The organism is Amycolatopsis sp. cmx-11-12 (genome assembly GCF_046269425.1).
Classification (GTDB): Bacteria; Actinomycetota; Actinomycetes; order Mycobacteriales; family Pseudonocardiaceae; genus Amycolatopsis.
The window spans coordinates 14,894-35,475 of record NZ_JADNQM010000041.1; the positions used below are offsets into that span (position 1 = coordinate 14,894).

Consider the following 20,582-nt stretch of genomic DNA (forward strand, 5'->3'; position numbering starts at 1 on the left):
ATGACCTCGACCCTGGACTCCAGGGCGGTCGGTTCCCCTTCCGCGTCCACCCGGACGCGGAAGGGGAACGCAGCGCGCCGCCGTCGCACAGTCTTCTATTTCATCGCACCGGCGATGCTCGGGTTCCTGATCTTCTTCGGCTACCCGCTGATCGCCACGGTGTACTACTCGTTCACCCGTTACGACCTGATCAACGCGCCGGAATTCGTCGGCTTCGACAACTACATCCGGATGTTCACCAGCGAGCCACTGGTCGGCACCGCCGCGTACAACACGCTGTGGCTGGTGATCGTCCTGACGTTCTGCCGGGTGGTGTTCGCCCTCGGCACGGCGTCGATCATCTCCCGGCTCAAGTCGGGTGTCGGCCTGGTGCGGACGCTCTGCTACCTGCCTTCGCTGGCCCCGCCTGCCGCGGCGACCCTGGCGTTCGTGTTCCTGTTCAACCCGGAATACGGCCCGGTCAACGCGTTCCTGGGAGCGGTCGGCATCGACGGCGGCCTGTGGTTCAACGACCCGGCGATGTCGAAGCCCGCGCTGACCCTGCTGGTGATGTGGGGTTCGGGCGAGCTGATGATCATCATCCTGGCGGCGTTGCTCGACGTGCCGCAGGAACAGTACGAAGCCGCCCAGCTCGACGGCGCCGGTCCGGTCCGCCGGTTCTGGCACGTCACGCTCCCGTCGATCTCGCCGGTGCTGCTGTTCGGAGTCGTCAACTCGATGATCTTCGCGCTTCAGTTCTTCACGCAGGCGATCGTCGCGGGTTCGGCGGCCGCGGGCGCGGCGGACGTCGCGGGCAACACGAGATTCATCGGCGCACCACAGAACTCGACGCTGACCTACCCGGTCTGGCTGTACGTCCAGGGATTCCGGTACTTCAACATGGGTTACGCGGCGGCGATGGCGGTCCTGCTGTTCATCGTCTCGGCCGGGTTCACCTGGATTCTCGTGCGGCAGCTCCGTAAGTCCCAGCACCAGGAGGAGGGCGGATGACCACACTGGCCGAACCCCGGCACACCGCCCCGGCGTCCGAACCGCCGAAGGTGCGGATGCGGCGGCAATGGGACAAGAAGCTGTACTGGATCGCGACGCACAGCCTGGGGATCGCGATGGGCGTGATCTTCATGCTGCCCATCCTGTTCGTGTTCCTCACCGCGGTGATGTCCAGTGAGCAGGCGCTTTCGTCGAACTTCTGGCCGAAGGAATGGCATTTCGAGAACTTCATCGAGGTGTTCGAAAAGGCGCCGCTGTTGCAGTACTTCGGCAACAGCATGCTCTATTCGACGCTGGCCACCTTCGGGGCACTCGTTTCGGCGATCCCGGCGGCGTACGCGCTTTCGAAGTTGAAGTTCCGCGGGCAGAACCTGTTCTTCATGCTCACCGTGGCCGCGATGATGCTGCCCCCGCAGGTCACCGTCGTGCCGCTGTACGACCTGTGGGTGCGGCTCGGGTTCACCGGGACGCTGCTTCCGTTGATCGTGCCGTACTTCTTCTTCGACGCGTTCTCGATCTTCCTGCTGCGGCAGTTCTTCCTCACCATTCCGAAGGACTACCTGGAAGCGGCGAAGATCGACGGCTGCAACGAGTTCCAGGCGATGATCAAGGTACTGATCCCGATGGCGAAGCCGGGGATCGCGGCCACCGCGATGTTCTGCTTCCTGTTCACCTGGAACGACTACTTCGGTCCGCTGCTCTACACCGGTGAGACCCGCGACAGCTGGCCGCTTTCGCTGGCGATCGCGTCGTTCCGCGGGATGCACCACGTGGAATGGAACCTCACCATGGCGGCCACCGCGCTGATCATGCTGCCGGTGATCGTGCTGTTCGTATTCGCGCAGAAGTCCTTCGTCAAGGGCGTCACATTCACAGGGGTCAAGGGATGAAACTGGCAGTCGTCGGTGGTGGATCCACTTACACACCCGAGCTGATCGACGGGATCGCCGGGCGACGGTCCACTTTGGACGTCGACGAGATCGTGCTGATCGATCCGGACGCCTACCGGGTGGAGGCGGTCGGGGACTTCAGCAACCGGTTGCTGAGCCACGCCGGGCATCCGGCGCGGGTACGGACCACCGCCAATCTCGAAGAAGGTGTCGAGGGCGCGTCGGCGGTGCTGATCCAGTTGCGGGTCGGCGGCCAGCGCGCGCGGCGCGGGGACGAGACGTTCCCGCACGCCTGCGGTTGCGTTGGGCAGGAGACCACGGGCGCGGGCGGCCTCGCGAAGGCGCTCCGCACCGTGCCGGTGGTGCTCGACATCGCCGACAGGGTCCGGAAAATCGCCGGAGACGACACCTGGATCGTCAACTTCACCAACCCCGTCGGCATCGTCACCCGCGCGCTGCTGAACGAGGGGCACCGCGCCGTCGGGCTGTGCAACGTCGCGATCCACCTCCAGCGCACGTTCGCGCACCTGCTCGGCGCCGGAGTCGACGACGTCAAGCTCGTCCACACCGGACTCAATCACCTGAGCTGGGAACGGAAGGTGCTCGTCAACGGCGAGGACCGGTTGCCGGAACTCCTCGCCGAGCACGCGGAATTCCTCGGCGAGCACGTCACCGCGCCGGTCGAGTGGATGCGGCGGATGAACGTCGTGCCGTCGTACTACCTGAAGTACTACTACGGGCACGACGAGCAGGTCATGAAGCAGCGCACCGAGCGGCCGCGCGCGGACGTCGTCAGTGACGTCGAGGAGGAACTGCTCAAGGTGTACCTCGATCCGGAGGTGGTGACCAAACCGGAGCAGCTGGAAAAGCGGGGCGGTGCCTACTATTCCGAGGCCGCGGTGCAGCTCGTGCACGCGCTCACCTCGGGTGGGCCCGCGGAGGAACACGTCGTCAACGTCCGCAACGAAGGGACTTTCGACTTCCTGCCGGACGACGCCGTCATCGAGGTTCCGTCCCTTGTGGACGGTAAAGGTCCTCGCCCGATCCCGCAGGCGCCGGTGGAACAGCGGTTCGCCGGGCTCATCGCCGGCGTGACCGCGTACGAGCACCTCGCGCTGGAGGCGGCGATCAAGGGCGGCCGGGACCGGGTGGCCGACGCGCTGCTCGCACATCCGCTCGTCGGCCAGTACACCAAGGCCGACCAGCTCGCGGACACGCTGGTGCAGATCAATCGCCAGTTCCTGCCGTGGGCCGGGGCATGACGGCGGGCTCACGGGACGTCGTCGTCGCGATCGACGGTGGCAACAGCAAGACCGACGTCCTGATCGTCTCCCGGGACGGACGGGTGCTCGGGCAGTCGCGAGGGCCGGGCGCGTCCCCGCAGAACATCGGGGTCGACGCCAGCGTCCGCGCGCTGGAGGAGCTGGTCCTGGAGGCCCTTCGCGGGGCGGGAATTCCCGACGAACGTCCTTTCGCGACACACACGTCGGCGTACCTCGCGGGGCTGGATTTCCCCGAGGAGGAAGCGATCCTGCACGCGGCGCTGGCCGCACGCGGATGGAGCGACACGCTGATCGTCGGCAACGACACGCTCGCGCTGCTGCGCGCGGGCAGTTCCGACGGGGCGGGCGTGGCGGTGGTGTGCGGTGCCGGGATCAACGGCGCCGGCATCAGCGCCGACGGTCGCGAGCACCGTTTTCCGGCGCTGGGCAAGATTTCCGGCGACTGGGGCGGCGGCTACCGGCTCGGTGAGGAAGCGCTGTGGTGGGCCGTCCGCGCTGAAGACGGCCGGGGCCCGAGCACGGCCTTGCAGGCTGCTGTCACCGCGCACTTCCAGGCGTCGTCGGTGCTGGAAGTGGTGCGGCGCCTGCACTTCGAGGAGCTGCACACCGATTCGATCCACGGCCTGTGCCCGCTGTTGTTCGCCGTCGCGGCGGACGGCGACGAGGTGGCGCAGGACGTGGTCGACCGATTCGTCGACGAGGTCGCCGTGCTGGTCACGGTCATCCTGCGGCGGCTCGAACTGACCGAGGAAGCACCCGAAGTCATCCTCGGCGGGGGAGTGCTGACCGGGGTCGGCGCGCAGGTGATCGCGGAGATCGAGCGGCGATGCCTGAAGGTGGCGCCGCGCGCCGCGATCCAGGTCGTGGACGTCGCCCCCGTGGTCGGCGCGGCACTGTTCGCCCTGGACACCGTCGGTGCGCCCGATACCGCCAAAGTCGCGCTGAAGGCGGCCACCAAGCGGGTCTAGAGAGGGCTGAAGGGGCCCTTCGCCGCATGCGATGCGGTGAAGGGCCCCTTCGTCGCGTGAGACGCGGGGAAAGTCCCCTTCGGCTCAGGAAGCGGCCGGGACCAGCGGCTCCTCGGTCTCCAGCAGCGACTTGAGATCCGACAGGATCCACGCCCAGCCGCCACCGGCGTTCTCGCCCGGTCCGGCGTTGACGTCCTCCTGCGAGCCGTTGACCAATGCGGCGGTCGAGGGCGCGTCGGTGACGTCGTGGGTGACGGTCAGCCGGGTGCCGGCGGTCTGCGTCGCTTCGATCTCGTAGGTGAGCTTGGTGTACGGCTCCTTTTCGAAGGACGGGTCCATCAGCAGCTTCCAGGTGATGACCAGCTTGCGCGGCGGGTCGACTTCGAGCACCTCGCCGTCGACCAGGTCGTTCGTGTAGCCGGCGTCGATGAAGCCCTTCGTTGGGTGGGTGGAGTGCTTGCCTCCCACCCGCAGGTCGTAGTCGACGAGGCCGGTGTAGCCGTACTTCTGCGACCACTCGGGCTTCGTGATGGCGTCCCAGATCTTCTCCGGGGTGGCCTTGATGTAGACGCGGTAGACCTGGGTCGTGGCGACGGTGGTGGCGGTCATGGCGGTGGCTCCTCGGTTTCGAGTTCGGCTTTGAGGTCGAGCAACGCGGTCACGTTGCGTTCCGTGAACTTGTCGATCCACCGGTCGTGGATCTGCCGGATCGGAACCGGGTTGAGGAAATGCCGCTTCTCCCGGCCCTCCTTGCGCGTGACGACAAGTCCGGCTTCTTCCAGCAGTTTCAAGTGCTTCATCACGCCGAACCGGCTCATGTCCACTTCGGACTCGAGCTCGGTCAGCGTGCGGCCGTCACGCGCGAACAGCTGGTCGAGCAGGAACCGGCGAGTCGGATCCGCCAGGGCCTTGAAAACCAGGTCGTCGTCGGGCACGTCAGAAGAATAGGTGACCAAAAGGTCACGTGTCAACCGGTGGTCGCTAAAGGAGTGCGCCGAGGGGGAGGATCAGGGCGATCGCGACCACGGAGATGACCGTCTCCATGATCGACCAGCTCTTCAGCGTCTGCCCGACCGAAAGTCCGAAGTACTCCTTGACCAGCCAGAACCCGGCGTCGTTGACGTGCGAGAAGAACAGCGAACCGGCGCCGATCGCCAGCACCAGCAGTGCGCTGTGCGACGGGTCCATGGTCGCGGCGAGCGGTGCCACGATGCCGGCCGCGGATACGGTCGCGACCGTCGCGGAACCGGTGGCGAGGCGGATCGCGACCGCGACCAGCCAGCCCAGCAGCAGCGGCGACAGGTTCGCTCCGGTCGCCAGGTTGGTGATGACGTTGCCGACCCCACCGTCGACGAGGGTCTGCTTGAACCCGCCACCCGCGCCGACGATGAGCAGGATGCCGGCGATCGGCGGGAGCGAATCGCCGATGGTGGACGACATCTTGTCGCGGGTGAAGCCCGCGGCCTTGCCCAGCGTGATCATGCCGAGCAGGACGGCGGCGAGCAGGGCGACCAGCGGGTCGCCGATGAAGTCGAGTACGCGGCGGAGGTGGTTTTCCTTCTCCAGCAGGATGTCCGCGAGCGCCTTGCCCATCATCAGCACGACGGGCAGCAATACTGTCGATAGCGTGGCGAGGAAGCCGGGGCGCCGTCCGTCTCCCGAGGACGATTCCGGCACGAGCCGTTCCGGCGCGACGGCGTCCGGGACCATCTTGGCGGCGAGCCTGCCGAACAGCGGTCCGGCGATGATCACCGTCGGGATCGCGACGAGCAGGCCGAAGGCGAGGGTGAGGCCGACGTTCGCGTTCAGCGCGCCGGCGGCGGCGAGCGGGCCGGGGTGCGGCGGGACGAGACCGTGCAGCACCGAAAGCCCGGCGAGCGCCGGAATGCCCAGCAGCAGCAACGGTTTCCCGGTGCGCTTGGCGACCAGCAGGATCACCGGGATCAGCATGACCAGGCCGATCTCGAAGAACATCGGCAGTCCGATGAGGACGGCGACCAGCGCCATCGCCCACGGCAGCGTCCGGTCGCTCGCCCTGCGCAGGATCGTGTCGACGATCTGGTCCGCACCGCCGGAGTCGGCGAGCAGTTTGCCGAGCATCGCACCGAGCGCGATCAGCACGCCGACCGAGGCGACCGTGGAGCCGACGCCGGAACTGAAGCTCTTGATCAGCTTGTCCACCGGCATGCCTCCGACGAGCCCGAGTACGCCGGAGCCGAGGATGAGGGCCAGGAACGGATGCAGTTTCGCCTTGGTGATCAGCACGACGATCACGGCGATGGCGAGCACTGTCGCGCCGATGAGGCGAGTGTCGTGCCCGGTCCAGGAGGCGGCGAGGGTGGTGGTCATCAGCGGTCCTTGAAGGCGGAAAGGGTGGTTTCGACGATCTGTTCCGGTGACTTCGCTATGTCGGCGACATAGCCGAACTCGTCCGGCTGCAACGGTTCGAGGTCCGCGAGCTGGGAGTCCAAAAGGGACACCGGCATGAAGTGGCCGGAACGCGTCTTCATCCGGTCCGCGAGCAGGGCGCGGTCGCCGTGCAGGTGCAGGAACCAGACGTCGCCGCCGCCGCGCAGGACGTCGCGGTACCGGTACTTGAGGGCCGACGACGTGACGACGCCGCCCGAGTCCTGATGGTCCCGGATCCAGCCGGCGATGGCTTCGAGCCACGGCTGCCGGTCTTCGTCGTTCAGCGGGTGGCCGGAGCTCATCTTGTCGATGTTCGTCCGCGGATGGAACGTGTCCGCTTCGGCGTAGTCGACGCCGAGGCGTTCGGCCAGTTCCGTGCCGACGGTCGTTTTGCCCGAGCCGGAAACACCCATCACCACGATGACGGTCATCCGTACCTCCCACGTCGTTGTAGCCGGGACGAGTACAGCTCAAAAGTACTACTTAAGCAACATCAAGTACTACTTAATCGAGTCAGAACGTTAAGGTCGCCTGGTGGGCAACGACAGGCATGCCGAAATGCTCGACGCGCTCGGTTCCGCGATCGCGAACGGGGAGATCCCGCCGGGTTCGGTGCTGCGCTCCGACGAAATCCAGGAACGGTTCGGCGCGTCCCGCACGGTGGCACGCGAGGTCGTGCGCGTACTGGAGACGATGTGCCTGACCAGCAGCAAACGCCGGGTCGGGATGATCGTGCGCGAGCCCCGTGAGTGGAACCATTACGACCCGAGGCTGCTCCGCTGGCAGCTCGACGGCTCCGAGCGGAAGACCGCGCTGCGCACGCTGACCGAGCTGCGTTCCGGCGTCGAACCGTGCGCGGCCCGGTTCGCCGCGCTGCGGGCGACGCCGGAAGAAGGCGGCCGTCTCCGGGCTTTGGCGAAGCGGCTGGAGGAGACGGCGCACCGCCGGGATCTCGTGACGTTCCTCGGTCACGACGTCGCTTTCCATGAGCTGCTCCTGACCGCGTCGCGGAATCCGATGTTCGCGCAGCTTTCGGCGGTCGTGGCCGAAGTGCTCGCCGGGCGGACCGAGCATGGCCTGATGCCGGAGGAACCGCAGCCCGAAGCCGTCGCGCTGCACGTCGAAGTCGCGGCCGCCATCGACGCCGGCGCCCCTGACCGGGCCGAACGCGCGATGCGGGACATCGTCATCCAGGCGAGGGACGAGATGGCCCTCGGCGTTGAACGGATGATCTTCGAGTAATCTCTGCAGGTCTTTCGAGTGAACTGCATGCAGGGGGCGACGGTGAGCGCGGCACGCGCGATCGGCTTGGTGTTGGGGGTGGCCGCGGACGGGGCGATCGGGGATCCCCGGTCACGCCGTCCGGTGACGGCGTTCGCCAGGGCGGCCTCGGCGATGGACGCGAAGGTCCGGTCGAAACATCCGGCGGCCGGTCTGCTGTGGACCGGCGGCCTCGCGGGCTCCGCCGTGCTGGCGGGCGTACTCGTCGAACGCGCCGGGCGGCGCAGCCCCGTCTTGCAGGCGACCACGACCGCGGTGACCACCTGGGCAGTCCTCGGCGCCGCCGGCCTCGCCGCGCACGGCACCTCGCTCGCGCGCGATCTCGAGGAAGGCGAACTCGAAACCGCCCGCGGCACACTGTCCACACTGGACCCACGAGTCGCCGACGACCTCGGCGTCATCGGCCTTTCGCGCGCTTCGGTGGAGACGCTCGCCGAGAACACCGCGGACGTCGTCATCGCGCCGCTGGTGTGGGGAGCGCTGGCCGGTGCGCCCGGCCTGCTCGGCTCGCGTGCGATCAGCCTGCTGCGCGGTCTCGGCCGGGGACGTCCCGAGCGGTACCGGTGGTTCGTCGCGCGGCTGGACGAAATCGTCCATCTTGTACCCACCCGGGTCGCCGCCGGGCTGACCGTCCTCGCCGCGCCGGTCGTCGGCGGCTCGGCGGGCGGCGCGTGGCGCGCTTGGCGCCGCGACACGACCGCTCACCCCAGCCCGAACGCGGGCCGCGTCGAAGCCGCGTTCGCCGGGGCGCTGGAGATCCGGGTCGGCGGGCGGACGGTGTACCCCCACGGGGTCGAGGAACTGCCGGTGCTCGGCATCGGCCGCAACCCGGACGCCGGGCACGTGACGCGGGCCGTGGAGCTTTCGCGGGTGGTCGGGTGGCTGGGCGCGATCAGCTCGGTGGTGCTGGCGGTCTTGGTGGGGCTTCGGCGACGGCGATAGCAAGGGACCTTTGCTGTCGCTCGGACTGCGCCTGCCCGTCCCGGCTTGGGCTGCCTGTCGCGAAAGCCACTTTCGGGACGTCAGATGTCCCGAAAGTGGCTTTCGCGACGTCCCCGGGATCGACCACCCGCGCCGCTGACCTGCGGAAAGAGAGCAAGGGGCCTTTGCTATCGTTCCCGCCGCGCCAGCTGCGCCCGAGCCCGAGCGTCCATCGGACCGTCGCGCCGCTCCAGCTCGGCGTCGATCCGTGACCGGTCGCCGGGCTGCTTGTTCCCGCCGAACTTGAACTTCGCCCGCACCCCCGTCACGGTCAGCTCGACCCCGCGGATGCCCGGCAGCAGCCGCTTGTCCGGCGCCTCGGTGGCGCTCACCGCCAACCGGCCCGAGCCGGGTTCGAAGTGCGCCAGCTGCCGGTCCAGGAGCGCGGCCTTCTCCTCGGCGTCGTCGATCAGCCGGACGTCGCATTCGAGCTGGACGGACGCGTAGTACGACGTCGGGACGCCGTGCGGCGGGTCGGCCGGGGTGTTCCAGCCGGATCGGATGTAGGTGTGGTCGTCGGTCACCGCGAGGAGCGCGCGCGGGTGCTCCTCGAGCAGCGGCCAGACCGGGTTGGGGCGCGCGAGGTGCAGCAGGATCGCCCGGTCGCCGTCGTAGACGAAGTGCGCGGGGTTGACGATCGGCAGGTCACGGCCCGCGCCGCCGGCGATCAGCTGCCCGAAGTCGTGTCCGGACAGCCAGGCTTTCCACTCGGCGTCGTCGTGGGCGGCATCCCACGGGTGAATCAGCATGAGCGAGTATGAACACGCGAAATGGACCATGAAAGGTCCATTTTCGAGTCGGATCAGGTGGCCACTTCGGAGCGTTCGTCCTCGGCCAGCATCTCCGCGACACTCTTGCGCCGCTGCGGCCGTTCCGTGGTCAGCACGCCGCCCGGCTTCAGCTCGCGGACGGTGAAGTACAGCCAGCCCATCAGCGCCATGGCCCCGAACGCGATCCACTGGAGCGCGTAGGAGAAGAACGGTCCCGAGTCGGTCTGCGGCAGCGGCAGCGCACCCAGCACGCCGGGCTGCTCCACGTCGAGCTGGAAGTAGCCGGGCCGGATGTCGAGCTTCGCTGCCCGCGCGACGACCTGGGAATCGACGACGTAGCTCTGAAGCTTCCCGCCGGTCGACTCGTCGGCGAAGGCGTCGCGGTTCTTGCCGTCCCGCTCGTCGTGACGGGCCCGCGTGACGATGTCGACGGTCCCGGCGGGCGGCGGGGCGAAAGGGAGGGCGCGCGATTTGTCGTCGACCCGGACGTAGCCGCGATCCACCAGCACGATCGTGCCTTCGACGGTCCGGAACGGCGTTAGTACCTCGTAGGCCGCTTCGCCCTGTACGGAGCGCAGCCGGGCTACGACCTCGCCCTCGGGAAGGTACGTCCCCTTCATCGCGACCAGGTGCCATTCGGTGCGCTGATCAGGGGCGGCTCCGCCGGGAAGCAGCTGGTCGAGCGACCTCGGCTGCCCGGTGAACGACTCCCGCAGCGCCGCGTTCTGGTGTTCGCGTTCGGTGTTGCGGGAGAACTGCCACGGCGCGAGCAGGGTGAAGCAGGTGATGGCGAAGGTGAACACCACCAACGTCAACGCCAGCCAACCGGGCTTCAGCAGGAACTTCAACCGCACCCCACCACGGTAAGCGGTCCGCCTCAGGCGTGTGCGCGCACCCAGTCGAGCAGGCCGGGAACGGACCGCTCGATCATGCCGAGGACGTCCTCGAAACCGTCGTCCTCGCCGTAGTACGGGTCTGGGACCTCGGCGCCTTCGGGAGCGGACGGGTCGAACTCACGCAGCAGGCGGACCTTCGACGGGTCCGGCACCTTGCGCCGGAGGAACGAGAGGTGGCTGTCGTCCGCGGCGAGCAGCAGATCGGCGGCGAGATGCCCACGATCGACCTCGGCCGCGACGTGACCGGTCGGATAACCGTGTTCGGCCAGCTTCGCGCGGGCCCGCTTGTCGGCGGCCTCGCCGACGTGCCAGCCGCCGGTGCCCGCGCTGGACACCTGCACGAGGTGATCGAGACCGGCCTCCTCGACCTTCGCGCGGAAGACGAGTTCGGCCATCGGCGAGCGGCAGATGTTGCCGGAACAGACGAAGACGATGTGCAGCACCCGATCAGTGTGAAGGCAGGGGGAGATCGACCGCTCACCGGCTCCGAACGGCTTCCGGGCGCGCGAAGCTGGAAAGCCGGGGCGAAGCGGGAGTAGACCTCCTGGAGAGAAACACGCAGGAAGGTCGCGTATGAGCGCCCCAACACCCACCGTGGAATCCCCGGCAACCGGGCTCCGCTGGTACCGCATCACCGTCAAGCATCCGCACCCCTACGAGGTCGGGCGGATCCTTTCGGAGCACCACTTCGTCCAGGCGAGATCGCCGAAAGAGGCGATGACCAGGATGCCGTTGCACCTCCGGTCGAGCGCGTCCGTCGCGCCCTATCAGGTCGACTACTCCGACGTCCCCGACCACTCGACGAAGGCCTATCGGGCCATGCTCTGGACCGGTCGCGTCATGCGCGCGGCGGGCCGTTGGGCGGTCAACAAGGACGCGAAGGCGCTGGAGTGAGCCGGGACTTCTGACGGCCCGCCCCCCCGGCCGCCCGCGATAGCAAAGGTCCCTTGCTCTCTTTCCGCAGGTCAGCGGCGCGGGTGGTCGATCCGGGGATGTCGCGAAAGCCACTTTCGGGACATCTGACGTCCCGAAAGTGGCTTTCGCGACACGCAGCGCGGGCCGGGGCGGGCAGTCGCGCCCGAGTGAGAGCAAAGGTCCCTTGCTCCCGCCCCGCGGTCAGGGGTGGGAGCAGGCCGACCTGACGGACTCCCCGAGCGCCACCGAGTGCAACCGGTCCAGGTCGCGCCGCGCGTCGACCAGCCGCACCGTGACCGCGAGCCGCGCGTCGCAGGACGGCCGCGTCCGCGCGTCCCGCGTCGCCGCGAGTTCGGTGAGCAGGCCCGCGTTGAGCCGGTCGATCACCGGCCGGACCTCGGTCGCCAGATCGGGCCGTCCGGGCGGCCGCGAGCCGGGATGCGCGGTCCACCGCGCGTACAGGCCGCGCTGCACGACCTTGTTCGCCTCGATCTGGTCGCGGAAGAACCGCACCACGCCGCCGGAGTCGAGGCCGAGACCGGGCGCCTTCGCCGCCACCGAGTCGAGGATCTGCTGTTCGCGCACCGGGTCGTCGATCGGCGACGGCGTGCCGAACTTCGCGGCCGCGACCTTGTCGGCGATCTGCACGCGCTGAGCGGCCAGGTCGGTCAGCGTCCAGAATCCCGGAGACGCCGAAGCGGGCGCGGGCACCGCCAGCAGTCCAGCCACGAGCAGCGCACAGAGCACCCGAAGTCGCATGGCCGGAAACGCTACATGCGAAAATCCTCGGGTGCCCGCGCTAGCCGAAGTCATCGCCGCCCTCGAGCAGGCGTACCCGCCCGAACTCGCCGAATCGTGGGACGCCGTCGGACTCGTCTGCGGCGACCCGGCCGAGAACGTGGACAAGGTCCTGTTCTGCGTCGACCCGGTCGACGAGACCGTCGACGAGGCGATCGCCGACGGCGCACAGCTGATCGTCGCGCACCACCCGCTGCTGCTGCGCGGCGTCCACGGCGTCCCGGCCGACAGCACCAAGGGGCGCCTCGTGCACCGCCTGATCCGCGCGGGCGTCGCCCTCTACTGCGCGCACACCAACGCCGATTCCGCGTCACCCGGCGTCTCCGACGCGCTCGCCGACGCCATCGGCCTGACCGTCCTCGGCCCGCTCGACCCCCGCGAGGACGGCGTCACCGGCATCGGCCGCATCGGCGAACTGCCCGCGCCCGAACCGTTCTCGGTCTTCGTCGAACGCGTCGCGAACGCCTTGCCCCGCACGGAACCCGGCGTCTACGGCGCGGGCGATCCGGCCCGCCCGATCCGCCGCGTCGCGGTGTCCGGCGGCTCCGGGGACAGCTATCTCAAGCGTGCCACCGCCGCCGGGGTCGACGCGTACGTCACCGCCGATCTCCGGCATCATCCCGCCGGCGAACACCTCGCCGAGATCGCCGAAGTCCCCGCACTGGTCGGCGTCACACACTGGGCGAGCGAATGGCCGTGGTGCGAGCAAGCCTCGGCCGTCGTCCGCGCCGCGTTTGCGGGTAACGTCGACGTTCACGTCTCCACGCGGTGCACCGACCCGTGGACGCTACGGGCCACCCGAACCGAGCACTAAGAACTACAAGGAGCACCGTGAAGGCCGACCCCGCCGTCCAGCGCCAGCTGCTCGAACTCGCGAAGGTGGACGCCGAACTTTCGCGTACCGCCCACCGCCGCCGCACCCTCCCCGAAATCGCCGAGATCGACGCGGGCGAGAAGACGGTGCGCGACAAGCGTGACGCGCTGGTGTCGGTCCAGACCGCGGCGTCCGACCTCGATCGCGAGATCGCCCGCCAGGAGAAGGAGATCGAGTCGGTGCGCGCTCGCGGCGACCGCGACCGCAAGCTCCTCGAATCCGGTTCCGTCGCGGCGAAGCAGATGGCCGACATCGAGCACGAAATCACCAGCCTCACCCGCCGTCAGTCCGCGCTCGAGGACGACTTGCTCGAATTGATGGAACGCCGCGAGGCGCTCGAGCTCGACGCCCAGCGCACCAGCGCCGAGGTCGCGAAGGCCGAGAACGAGGTCGCCGAGGCCGTCGGTCGCCGCGACGAGAACTTCACCGACTTCGACACCACGCAGGCGCGCCGCGACGAGGACCGCGCCAAGCTCCTGCCGCGGTTCCCGGAAGATCTGATCAAGCTCTACGAGCGCGTCCGGGCGCAGAAGGGCATCGGCGCGGCGCTGCTGCGGGCCCGCCGCTGCGGCGCCTGTCAGCTCGACATCGACCGCCGCGAGATCGCCGAGATCAAGGCCGCGCCCGAGGACAACGTCATCCAGTGCGAGAACTGCGGCGCCATCCTGGTGCGCACCCTGGAGTCCGGCCTGTGACCGACCACGTGCTCATCGAGGCCGACGGTGGTTCGCGGGGCAACCCCGGGCCCGCCGGCTACGGCGCGGTCGTCAAGGACGCGAACACCGGTGAGGTGCTCGCCGAGCGCAAGGCCTACGTGGGCATCGCGACCAACAACGTCGCCGAGTACTCCGGCCTGATCGCCGGGCTCGCCGCGGCCGCCGACCTCGGAGCGTCCACAGTGGACGTCCGAATGGACTCGAAGCTCGTGGTGGAGCAGATGTCCGGGCGCTGGAAGGTCAAGCATCCGTCGATGCAGCCGCTGAACGCCGAAGCCAAGGAACTCGCGGCGCGCTTTTCCCGCGTGCGCTACGAGTGGATCCCGCGCGCGGAGAACTCCCACGCGGACGGGCTCGCGAACGAGGCGATGGACGCCGGGACCGAGAAGAAGCCAGAAGCGCCGAAGACCGTGAAGCAGGACAGGATCAGCCCTGTCGGCTGGACCGGCGCCACCGGGACACCGACCAAACTGCTTCTCGTGCGGCACGGCCAAACGGCGATGTCGGTCGAGAAGCGCTACTCCGGCCGCGGCGACGTGCCGCTCACCGAGCACGGCAAGCAGCAGGCGGCCGCCGCCGCGAAACGCCTCGGCTCGATGGAGGGCCTGGTCGTCGACGGTGAGGCCGCGCCGATCATCGCCTCACCGCTGATCCGCACCCAGCAGACCGCGCAGGCGATCGCGGACGCGCTCGGCGGCCGCGTCGAGACCCACCCCGGGCTGATCGAGACCGACTTCGGCGACTGGGAAGGCCTCACCTTCAAAGAGGCCATGGACCGCGACCCCGAATTCCAGACCGACTGGCTTTCGGACACCTCGATCGCGGCGCCGGGCGGCGAGAGCTTCGACGGCGTCCACCGCCGGGTCCGCAAGGCCCGCGACGAACTGATCGCGAAGTACGGCGGGCGGACACTCGTGCTGGTCAGCCATGTCACGCCGATCAAGGCGTTGCTGCGGATGGGCCTGGACGCCGGGCCGTCGCTGCTGTTCCGCCTGCACCTTGACCTGGCCTCGCTGTCGATCGTCGAGTTCTACCCGGACGGCAACGCGTCGGTCCGCTTGGTGAACGACATCTCGCATCTGTCCTGACGCGGTGAATGTGGCGCGGATCACGCCTGGATATGACGTGTCGTGGGCGGCCGATGGGGTATTGGCTACAGTTTCGGCGACGGGCACGTGAGCGAAAAGGCAAAGACGGGGACATGACGGCGAGCGCACTCAGCGAAGCTTCCGAAAAAGGCGTGCCCGACCCGGCGGAGACGCCGGCCCGTCGTGGCCCGGCCGCCCGGATCGCGCCGTACCTGGCGGTGCTCGCCGGTGTCGCGGCGCTGGCCTGGCACGCCACCCTCTACGGCCACTGGATCGTCGACGACGCGGCCATCACCTTCTCCTACGCGCGCAGCTTCGCCGATGGGCTCGGCCCGGTGCTGCAACCGGGACAGCCGTCGGTCGAGGGATGGTCGAACTCGACCTGGCTGGTGCTGCTGGCGGTCGGCAAGCTCTTCGGGATCTTCGACAGCGGAATGCTGTTCGGCCTCCCCGACTACGTCCTGTTCCCGAAGCTGCTCGGGCTCCTGTTCACCGCCGGGACGCTGGCCGCCTGCCACATCGCCGCGAAGCAGATCTTCAAGCGCTTCGCCTGGCTGGCGACACTGGTCGTCGGGCTGACGCTGGCCGCGATCCCGTCGTTCGTCATCTGGACCATCTCCGGTCTGGAGAACTCCCTGTTCGGGATGGCCGTCGCCTGGCTCGCGGTGCTGCTGTGCGTGGCCGTGCGCAAGGACACCGTGCTCACCGCGAAGGTCGCCATCTGGTCGGGAGTGCTCGTCGCGTTCGCCGCGCTGACCCGCCCCGAAGGCCTGATCTACGGCGGCGCGTACCCGCTCGTCGTGCTGTTCCAGCTGCGGAAGCCGCTGCTGGGGCAGAGCGTCAAGTTCATCGTGGTCTCCGTGGTCGCGTTCGCGATCCCGTTCGGCGCGTACCTCGCCTGGCGGATCGCGGAGTTCGGCAGGCTGCTGGCGAACCCGTCCATCGCGAAGGGGCAGGGTCTTCCTGGCCTTTCGGCGCTGAAGCAGCCGTTCGAGCTGGTCGGCTACGCCGGTGTCGCCGGGACGATCCTGCTGGCGCTGACCATCGGTTACGCGCTGGTCCGCGCGGAATGGCGGCGCGCGCTGGTCGCGTTGCTCACGCCGCTGGCGCTGGGGATCATCGCCTACGGCGTGATGGTCCCGGACTGGATGGGCCAGCACCGCTTCGCCACCCCGATCTGGATCCTCGCCGCGCTGGCCGGAACGCTGGCCGCGGGCGAACTGCTGCGCCGTTCGCGCGCGGTCCTGCGGACCGTCGTGGTGCTCGTGCTGGTCGCGGCCGCGATCCCGTCCGGGATGGGTTTCGCGTCGTCGTCGGAGAAGTTCCAAGAGGTCCCGACGGTGCCCGCGTGCCTCATCGCCGACCGTTTCGGTCGCGGTTTCAACACCATCGCCGACATCCTCGGTTTGCAGCAGGCGTCGTTGCTGCTGCCCGACCTCGGCGGCTCGTCGATGACCAGCCGCCTGCACCTGGTCGACATGGCCGGGCTGGTCGAGGCGGACGTCGCGGACTTCCTCAAGAAGAGCGACCTTCCCGGGCTGCGCGACTACGTGTTCGACAAGGTCAAGCCGACCTTCATCCACTCGTGGGGCCCGTGGGCCGCGGGCAACGGCATCACCGTCGACCCGCGGATCGACCGCGACTACGAGCCGATCTTCGTGTACCCGGGCGGCGGGCCGCGTAACGGGGACTTCGTGCGCAAGGACGCCGTCTCCAGCCCGGAGAAGTTGAAGGCGGCCCAGGACTACGCCGCGAAGACCCTGCCGGACGTCGAGAAGGCACGCTTCGGCGGTCCGCTCAAGGACTGCGGCCCCACCATGCACCCTGGCCAGACCGTCTACCTGCCGTAAACCCCTACGCAATTCGGCACCTGCTTGCGATCCTTGCATGCGCAAGCATCGCAAGCAGGTGCCGAATTGCGTGGGCTCCGTACGTCCGCGCGCTGGGAACGGCCGAGCGCGGAACTCAGTTCGGTGCGCCCGGTGATCCCCAGTTTGCGGTAGGCCCCGGACAAATGCAGTTCGACGGTCCGGCGGGTCAGGTGCAGCGCCTCGGCGATCTCCCGGTTGGTGAGTCCTTGTGCCGCCATCACCGCGACGCGGTACTCCTGTTTGGTGAGGCCGTGCTCGTTGTCCTTCGCCGTCGCCAGGCTCACCCGCGCGTCCCGCAGCGACTCGGCGGCCCGCCGCGCGAGCGGCCGCGCCCCGCAGTGCTTGCTCGACTGCGCGGCCTGCCGCAACGTGGCGATCGCCTTCTCGTCCTGTCCGTGCCGTGCCTGCGCCGCGCCGAGTTCGGTCAATGCCTCGGCCAGCGCCAGTTTCGCGGTCGATCCGCCGAGGACGTCGACGGCCTTGGTGAGCAGGCGTTCGGTTTCCTCACCAAGGGCATCGTCGCGGACGAGCCCCGCCGTGGTCAGCGCGACGCCGAGGATCCGCGGCGCTCCCCAGCGTGCCGCGGCTTCGAGATCCTCCTCGGCGAGCCGGGCCGCCGCGTCGGTGCGCCCGAGCGCCAGCGCGGTGCGGGCGGCGTGTGCTCGCCAGGGCGCGAACCCGGGGAAGCGCATGCCGTGGTGTTCGAGACGGCGGCCGCAGCCGCGCAGGTCTTCGTAGCCGAGTTCGGGCTCACCGGTGACCGCCCGGAGCCTGCCGCGGGCGTAGAGCAGATAGTTGTGCGTGAAAAGTGCTTGTGTGGCCCCGAAATCGATCTTGTCCAGCAGGGCGTTCGCGACGTCGAACCGGCCGAGGTCGACCGAGGTCTCGATCAGCCTGGCCGCGCACAGCACGGCCACCGGGCACAGGCTGGTGGCGTCGCGCTCGTCGAACTGCCGCACCAGCGATTCGTAGTGGACACTCGCCCGCACCAGGTCGCCACCCGCTTGCAGGGCGATCCCGCGGGCGAGCGTGGCGAGGGCGCCCTTCGGCACGTGGAAGTCCCACGGCAGGCGTTTGGTGTCGAGCACTTGGCAGAGCCGGTCGGTGAGGGCGGCTTCGTCGGCGAGCACGGCCGTCGCGAGCGTGAAGAAATAGGGCTGCTCGAACAGTTCCGGCTGCTCGGCCGACAACGCCTCCCCGAAATGGCGGACCGCGTTCGCCGAAGACTTCCCGCTCCGCACCGTGTCGAACGCGAGCAGACCCGATCGGCTCTGCTGCGCGGCCGGGTCGTTCAGCGGCGCCCACTGCTGCTCGAAGTCGCGGAAGTCCGGCGGCGGGCCGAGCCTGCTGCCCGCTTCGGCGAGATACGTCATGCAAAGCAGCGGCCAGACTGCGTCGGGACCGCCGGCGTCGAGCCGCGCGGCGAACTGGCCGGCGGAGTTGATCGCCAGCCGCGCGTCCGGGCCTCGGCACAGCGAAAGGATCATGGCCGTCGCGACGAAGGCCGCGGTTTCGCGGTCGTCGATGTGGTCGACGGCCTCACGCACGCGGGCGGGCGCCAGCTCCGGGTCGCAGCGGAACTCCGCGTGCGCGAGCTGGAGCAGGATCGCCATCCGCTTGCGTTCGCTGAGCCGTTCTTCCAGCGCCCGCACCAGGAATCGGGCCGCGAGTCCCGGGTCGCCGTCGATGACCGAATGCCGGGCGGCCAGCCGCAGGACGTCGACCGCCCACGGGATCCTGATCGCGGTCGCTTCCAGAAGGTGCGCCCCGACCCGCTCCGGCGGGGCGCCCGAGTCATGGAGGAGCAGCGCCGCACGGGAGTGGTTGACCGCCCTGGTGGTGAGCGGCATGTCGGCGAGCACCGAGTTGCGGACGAACCGGTAGGTCAGCGCGGGCAGATGGCTGTTGGACAGCAGATGCACGCGCACCATCGTGTCGATGGCCTCCAGCGCGGTGATCTCGTCGACCCCGGCGAGCCGCGCCAGCAGGTCGAAACTCGCGTCCTCACCGAGGATCGCGACGGCTTCGAGCATCTTCGGCGCGGCGGTGTACTCGTGCATGCGGACCCGCAGGACCTCGCCGATCATCGCCGACCCCGCGGTGCCGGTGTCCATGCCGGGGACCATGCGGTGCCGCAGCGCCCCGAGGAGATACGGGTTGCCGCCGGTCACCTCGCGGCATTCTTCGGCGAACCGGCCGGGGGAGATACGGAGGAATTCGGCGACGTGCCGCGTTTCCAGCCCGCGCAGCCGGATCGTCGCCGGGGTGCATCCGGATATCTCCACCCACGCGACCTCGCCTGCCTGGAGATGCCCGATCAACGAGGTCAGCACGACAAGCACCGGCAGGTGCTCCACGCGGTGCCGGAGGTAGGCGAGGCAGCGCATCGACCACGGGTCGGCGAGGTGGATGTTGTCGATGCCGAGGAAGACCGGCCCCTGTTCGGCGGCGTGCCGGACGGTGCGGAAGAAGGCGTCGAGCGACTCGGTCTGGTCGTGCTCGGTCTGGGGACGGTGGTCCGGCAGCGATTCGGCGGGCGTGCGGGTGAGCCCGTCGATCAGCTGACGGCCGACACCACCGCTCAGATGTGTTTCCAGCCGGGACGCGGCGGCGATCGCGACGGTGAACCCGGCCGCCTCGGCCAGTTCGCCCGCCGCGGCGAGCACCGAAGACTTGCCCATGCCGAACTCGCCGACCACCACCGCGCTCGTCGCGCGCCCGCCGAGGGCGATCCGGAACAGCTCGGTGATCGTGTCGAGTTCGCTGTCGCGACCCAGCAGCCCGGCGGCGTGGTGCTTCGGTACCGAAGGCCCTCCGAAGGGACTCTCGGGATTTACTTCGGTATGCACCGTAGAGACCTTCGTGTCGGCTTGCGGCAGACTACTCGAAGGCGCCGACCGGACGCTCGGTGTGACGACATCAAGGCCGCGACGACGCACGCCAGGAGGATCACCACGAGGTTGGCCGTGATCATCGACAGCCGCCCGCAGCGCCGGACGCCGCCGCCGGGGGACAGGTAGCGCGGATCGGCCCTCGCCAGCGCGACTTCCACCGGCGCGAATTCGGCGACCCGGCGGCCACAGCGCCCGCAGCCTTTCAGATGTTCTTCGAAGGCGCATGCCTCGGTTCGATCGAGTACGCCGAGCACATAGGCCGCGACATCGGTGTGTTTCGTCTTTCGCTTCCTCATCGCGAACCCAGCTCTCCTAACGACCGTCGCAATGTCCTCATAGCCGCGTACAGCCGTGATTTGACCGTGCCCTCCGGTATTCCCAATATCACCGCCGCCTCCCGGACCGTATGTCCGGTCAGATACGTCTCGTAGATGACAGCCTGGTATTTGCTGTCCAGATATCGTAGTGCCTCAGAAATGACGAGCGCGGACAGCGACCGATCCGTCTGGTCCGCTATTTCGGCGTTTTCGGAACTTTCCAGCTCCACCTCCTGCGGTCGGGCCCGCCGGTTTCGCCAGCCGTCGATGACGATCCGCTTCGCGACCGTGAGCAGCCAGCCGCGCAGCATTCCCGGCTCGCGGTTCAGAGTGTCGGAATGTTGCCAGGCACGAATCAGCGTCTCTTGGACAACGTCCTCTGTCCATTGTTGATCATGGCCGGTCAGGTACAGGACCTGACTGAACAGAGTCTCCCGAAAATCCTTGTACAGCAATGAAATAAGCTCGTCGGACGGATCCGCGGACAGGGCGGCGACCTGGCGATCGCGGCCGAACCGGCACCCTCTGCCCACTGCTTCCATAGGGTTCGCAACCTCCCCGGCGGTGGAGGATTTCACAGGTCGGTACACCGTAGCGCAGACTATCGCCGTAAGCCATGTGCAGTAGTGCTCCAATTACCA

22 protein-coding genes are annotated in these 20,582 nt (G+C 68.6%); 11 read left to right on the forward strand and 11 right to left on the reverse strand.

The genetic code is table 11. From position 1 onward, the window contains the following. The 4 genes from ACLARN_RS36955 to ACLARN_RS36970 are packed head-to-tail and all read left to right on the forward strand — an operon-like array spanning position 1 to position 4,131. Positions 1–990: a carbohydrate ABC transporter permease gene (locus ACLARN_RS36955; RefSeq protein WP_409496130.1), complete on the forward strand. Its 990-nt coding sequence runs from the start codon at positions 1–3 to the stop codon at positions 988–990. After that, positions 987–1,880, forward strand: a complete 894-nt coding sequence (locus ACLARN_RS36960) for a carbohydrate ABC transporter permease (protein ID WP_409496131.1) — start codon at positions 987–989, stop codon at positions 1,878–1,880. Before ACLARN_RS36955 ends, ACLARN_RS36960 begins: the two co-directional genes overlap by 4 nt. After that, positions 1,877–3,142 carry a 6-phospho-beta-glucosidase gene (locus tag ACLARN_RS36965; RefSeq protein WP_409496132.1) on the forward strand — a complete coding sequence of 422 codons (1,266 nt, stop codon included), beginning with the start codon at positions 1,877–1,879 and terminating at the stop codon, positions 3,140–3,142. The genes ACLARN_RS36960 and ACLARN_RS36965 overlap by 4 nt, the downstream gene beginning before the upstream one ends. Then, positions 3,127–4,131 (forward strand): N-acetylglucosamine kinase, encoded by a 1,005-nt coding sequence (locus tag ACLARN_RS36970; protein ID WP_409496133.1) that lies wholly within the window; start codon positions 3,127–3,129, stop codon positions 4,129–4,131. The genes ACLARN_RS36965 and ACLARN_RS36970 overlap by 16 nt, the downstream gene beginning before the upstream one ends. A gap of 84 nt (positions 4,132–4,215) precedes the next feature. On the opposite strand, the gene ACLARN_RS36975 is transcribed toward ACLARN_RS36970, so the two are convergent. The 4 genes from ACLARN_RS36975 to ACLARN_RS36990 are packed head-to-tail and all read right to left on the reverse strand — an operon-like array spanning position 4,216 to position 6,971. Continuing rightward, complete coding sequence (locus ACLARN_RS36975) at positions 4,216–4,740, reverse strand: SRPBCC family protein (RefSeq protein ID WP_409496134.1); 525 nt, start codon at positions 4,738–4,740, stop codon at positions 4,216–4,218. Then, positions 4,737–5,066, reverse strand: a complete 330-nt coding sequence (locus ACLARN_RS36980; protein WP_409496135.1) for an ArsR/SmtB family transcription factor — start codon at positions 5,064–5,066, stop codon at positions 4,737–4,739. The genes ACLARN_RS36975 and ACLARN_RS36980 overlap by 4 nt, the downstream gene beginning before the upstream one ends. A 46-nt stretch (positions 5,067–5,112) precedes the next feature. Beyond that, positions 5,113–6,480, reverse strand: coding sequence for a gluconate:H+ symporter (locus tag ACLARN_RS36985; protein WP_409496136.1), 1,368 nt, complete (start codon positions 6,478–6,480; stop codon positions 5,113–5,115). Continuing rightward, positions 6,480–6,971 carry a gluconokinase gene (locus tag ACLARN_RS36990; protein ID WP_409496137.1) on the reverse strand — a complete coding sequence of 164 codons (492 nt, stop codon included), beginning with the start codon at positions 6,969–6,971 and terminating at the stop codon, positions 6,480–6,482. The genes ACLARN_RS36985 and ACLARN_RS36990 overlap by 1 nt, the downstream gene beginning before the upstream one ends. Before the next feature lie 127 nt (positions 6,972–7,098). On the opposite strand from ACLARN_RS36990, the gene ACLARN_RS36995 reads away from it, so the two are divergent. Together ACLARN_RS36995 and ACLARN_RS37000 are read left to right on the forward strand one after the other, a co-directional pair. Next, positions 7,099–7,782, forward strand: coding sequence for a FadR/GntR family transcriptional regulator (locus ACLARN_RS36995; protein ID WP_409496185.1), 684 nt, complete (start codon positions 7,099–7,101; stop codon positions 7,780–7,782). 42 nt (positions 7,783–7,824) lie between these two features. Beyond that, on the forward strand, positions 7,825–8,763 hold the full coding sequence (locus tag ACLARN_RS37000) for a cobalamin biosynthesis protein (protein WP_409496138.1): 939 nt from the start codon (positions 7,825–7,827) through the stop codon (positions 8,761–8,763). A gap of 167 nt (positions 8,764–8,930) precedes the next feature. On the opposite strand, the gene ACLARN_RS37005 is transcribed toward ACLARN_RS37000, so the two are convergent. The 3 genes from ACLARN_RS37005 to ACLARN_RS37015 are packed head-to-tail and all read right to left on the reverse strand — an operon-like array spanning position 8,931 to position 10,911. After that, a complete protein-coding gene (locus ACLARN_RS37005) occupies positions 8,931–9,551 on the reverse strand; it encodes an FMN-binding negative transcriptional regulator (RefSeq protein WP_409496139.1) in 621 nt (206 codons plus the stop codon). Between the two features lie 53 nt (positions 9,552–9,604). Next, positions 9,605–10,426, reverse strand: a complete 822-nt coding sequence (locus tag ACLARN_RS37010; RefSeq protein WP_409496140.1) for an SURF1 family protein — start codon at positions 10,424–10,426, stop codon at positions 9,605–9,607. Positions 10,427–10,449: 23 nt separating this feature from the next. After that, complete coding sequence (locus ACLARN_RS37015) at positions 10,450–10,911, reverse strand: low molecular weight protein-tyrosine-phosphatase (RefSeq protein ID WP_409496141.1); 462 nt, start codon at positions 10,909–10,911, stop codon at positions 10,450–10,452. A gap of 130 nt (positions 10,912–11,041) precedes the next feature. Between ACLARN_RS37015 and ACLARN_RS37020 the strand changes: the two genes are divergently transcribed. Beyond that, entirely contained in the window at positions 11,042–11,362 is a 321-nt protein-coding gene (locus ACLARN_RS37020) for a hypothetical protein (RefSeq protein ID WP_409496142.1), read from the forward strand. 222 nt (positions 11,363–11,584) lie between these two features. On the opposite strand, the gene ACLARN_RS37025 is transcribed toward ACLARN_RS37020, so the two are convergent. Then, positions 11,585–12,142 (reverse strand): chorismate mutase, encoded by a 558-nt coding sequence (locus ACLARN_RS37025; protein WP_409496143.1) that lies wholly within the window; start codon positions 12,140–12,142, stop codon positions 11,585–11,587. A 31-nt stretch (positions 12,143–12,173) separates the two neighbouring features. Between ACLARN_RS37025 and ACLARN_RS37030 the strand changes: the two genes are divergently transcribed. From ACLARN_RS37030 to ACLARN_RS37045, 4 genes are all read left to right on the forward strand, one after another. Next, positions 12,174–12,995, forward strand: coding sequence for a Nif3-like dinuclear metal center hexameric protein (locus ACLARN_RS37030; RefSeq protein WP_409496144.1), 822 nt, complete (start codon positions 12,174–12,176; stop codon positions 12,993–12,995). A gap of 17 nt (positions 12,996–13,012) precedes the next feature. After that, positions 13,013–13,750 (forward strand): zinc ribbon domain-containing protein, encoded by a 738-nt coding sequence (locus tag ACLARN_RS37035; RefSeq protein WP_409496145.1) that lies wholly within the window; start codon positions 13,013–13,015, stop codon positions 13,748–13,750. Next, entirely contained in the window at positions 13,747–14,859 is a 1,113-nt protein-coding gene (locus tag ACLARN_RS37040) for a bifunctional RNase H/acid phosphatase (protein WP_409496146.1), read from the forward strand. Before ACLARN_RS37035 ends, ACLARN_RS37040 begins: the two co-directional genes overlap by 4 nt. Positions 14,860–14,972: 113 nt before the next feature. Further along, entirely contained in the window at positions 14,973–16,709 is a 1,737-nt protein-coding gene (locus ACLARN_RS37045; protein ID WP_409496147.1) for a hypothetical protein, read from the forward strand. Here the strand turns inward: ACLARN_RS37045 and ACLARN_RS37050 are convergent. From ACLARN_RS37050 to ACLARN_RS37060, 3 genes are read right to left on the reverse strand one after another with little or no spacing between them, the layout of a single operon-like run. Further along, a complete protein-coding gene (locus ACLARN_RS37050) occupies positions 16,697–19,579 on the reverse strand; it encodes an AAA family ATPase (protein ID WP_409496148.1) in 2,883 nt (960 codons plus the stop codon). The two genes, ACLARN_RS37045 and ACLARN_RS37050, sit on opposite strands and share 13 nt — an antisense overlap. Next, complete coding sequence (locus ACLARN_RS37055) at positions 19,564–19,920, reverse strand: zf-HC2 domain-containing protein (protein ID WP_409496149.1); 357 nt, start codon at positions 19,918–19,920, stop codon at positions 19,564–19,566. Before ACLARN_RS37055 ends, ACLARN_RS37050 begins: the two co-directional genes overlap by 16 nt. Further along, positions 19,917–20,483 (reverse strand): sigma-70 family RNA polymerase sigma factor, encoded by a 567-nt coding sequence (locus ACLARN_RS37060; RefSeq protein WP_409496150.1) that lies wholly within the window; start codon positions 20,481–20,483, stop codon positions 19,917–19,919. The genes ACLARN_RS37055 and ACLARN_RS37060 overlap by 4 nt, the downstream gene beginning before the upstream one ends. Positions 20,484–20,582 lie beyond the last annotated feature (99 nt).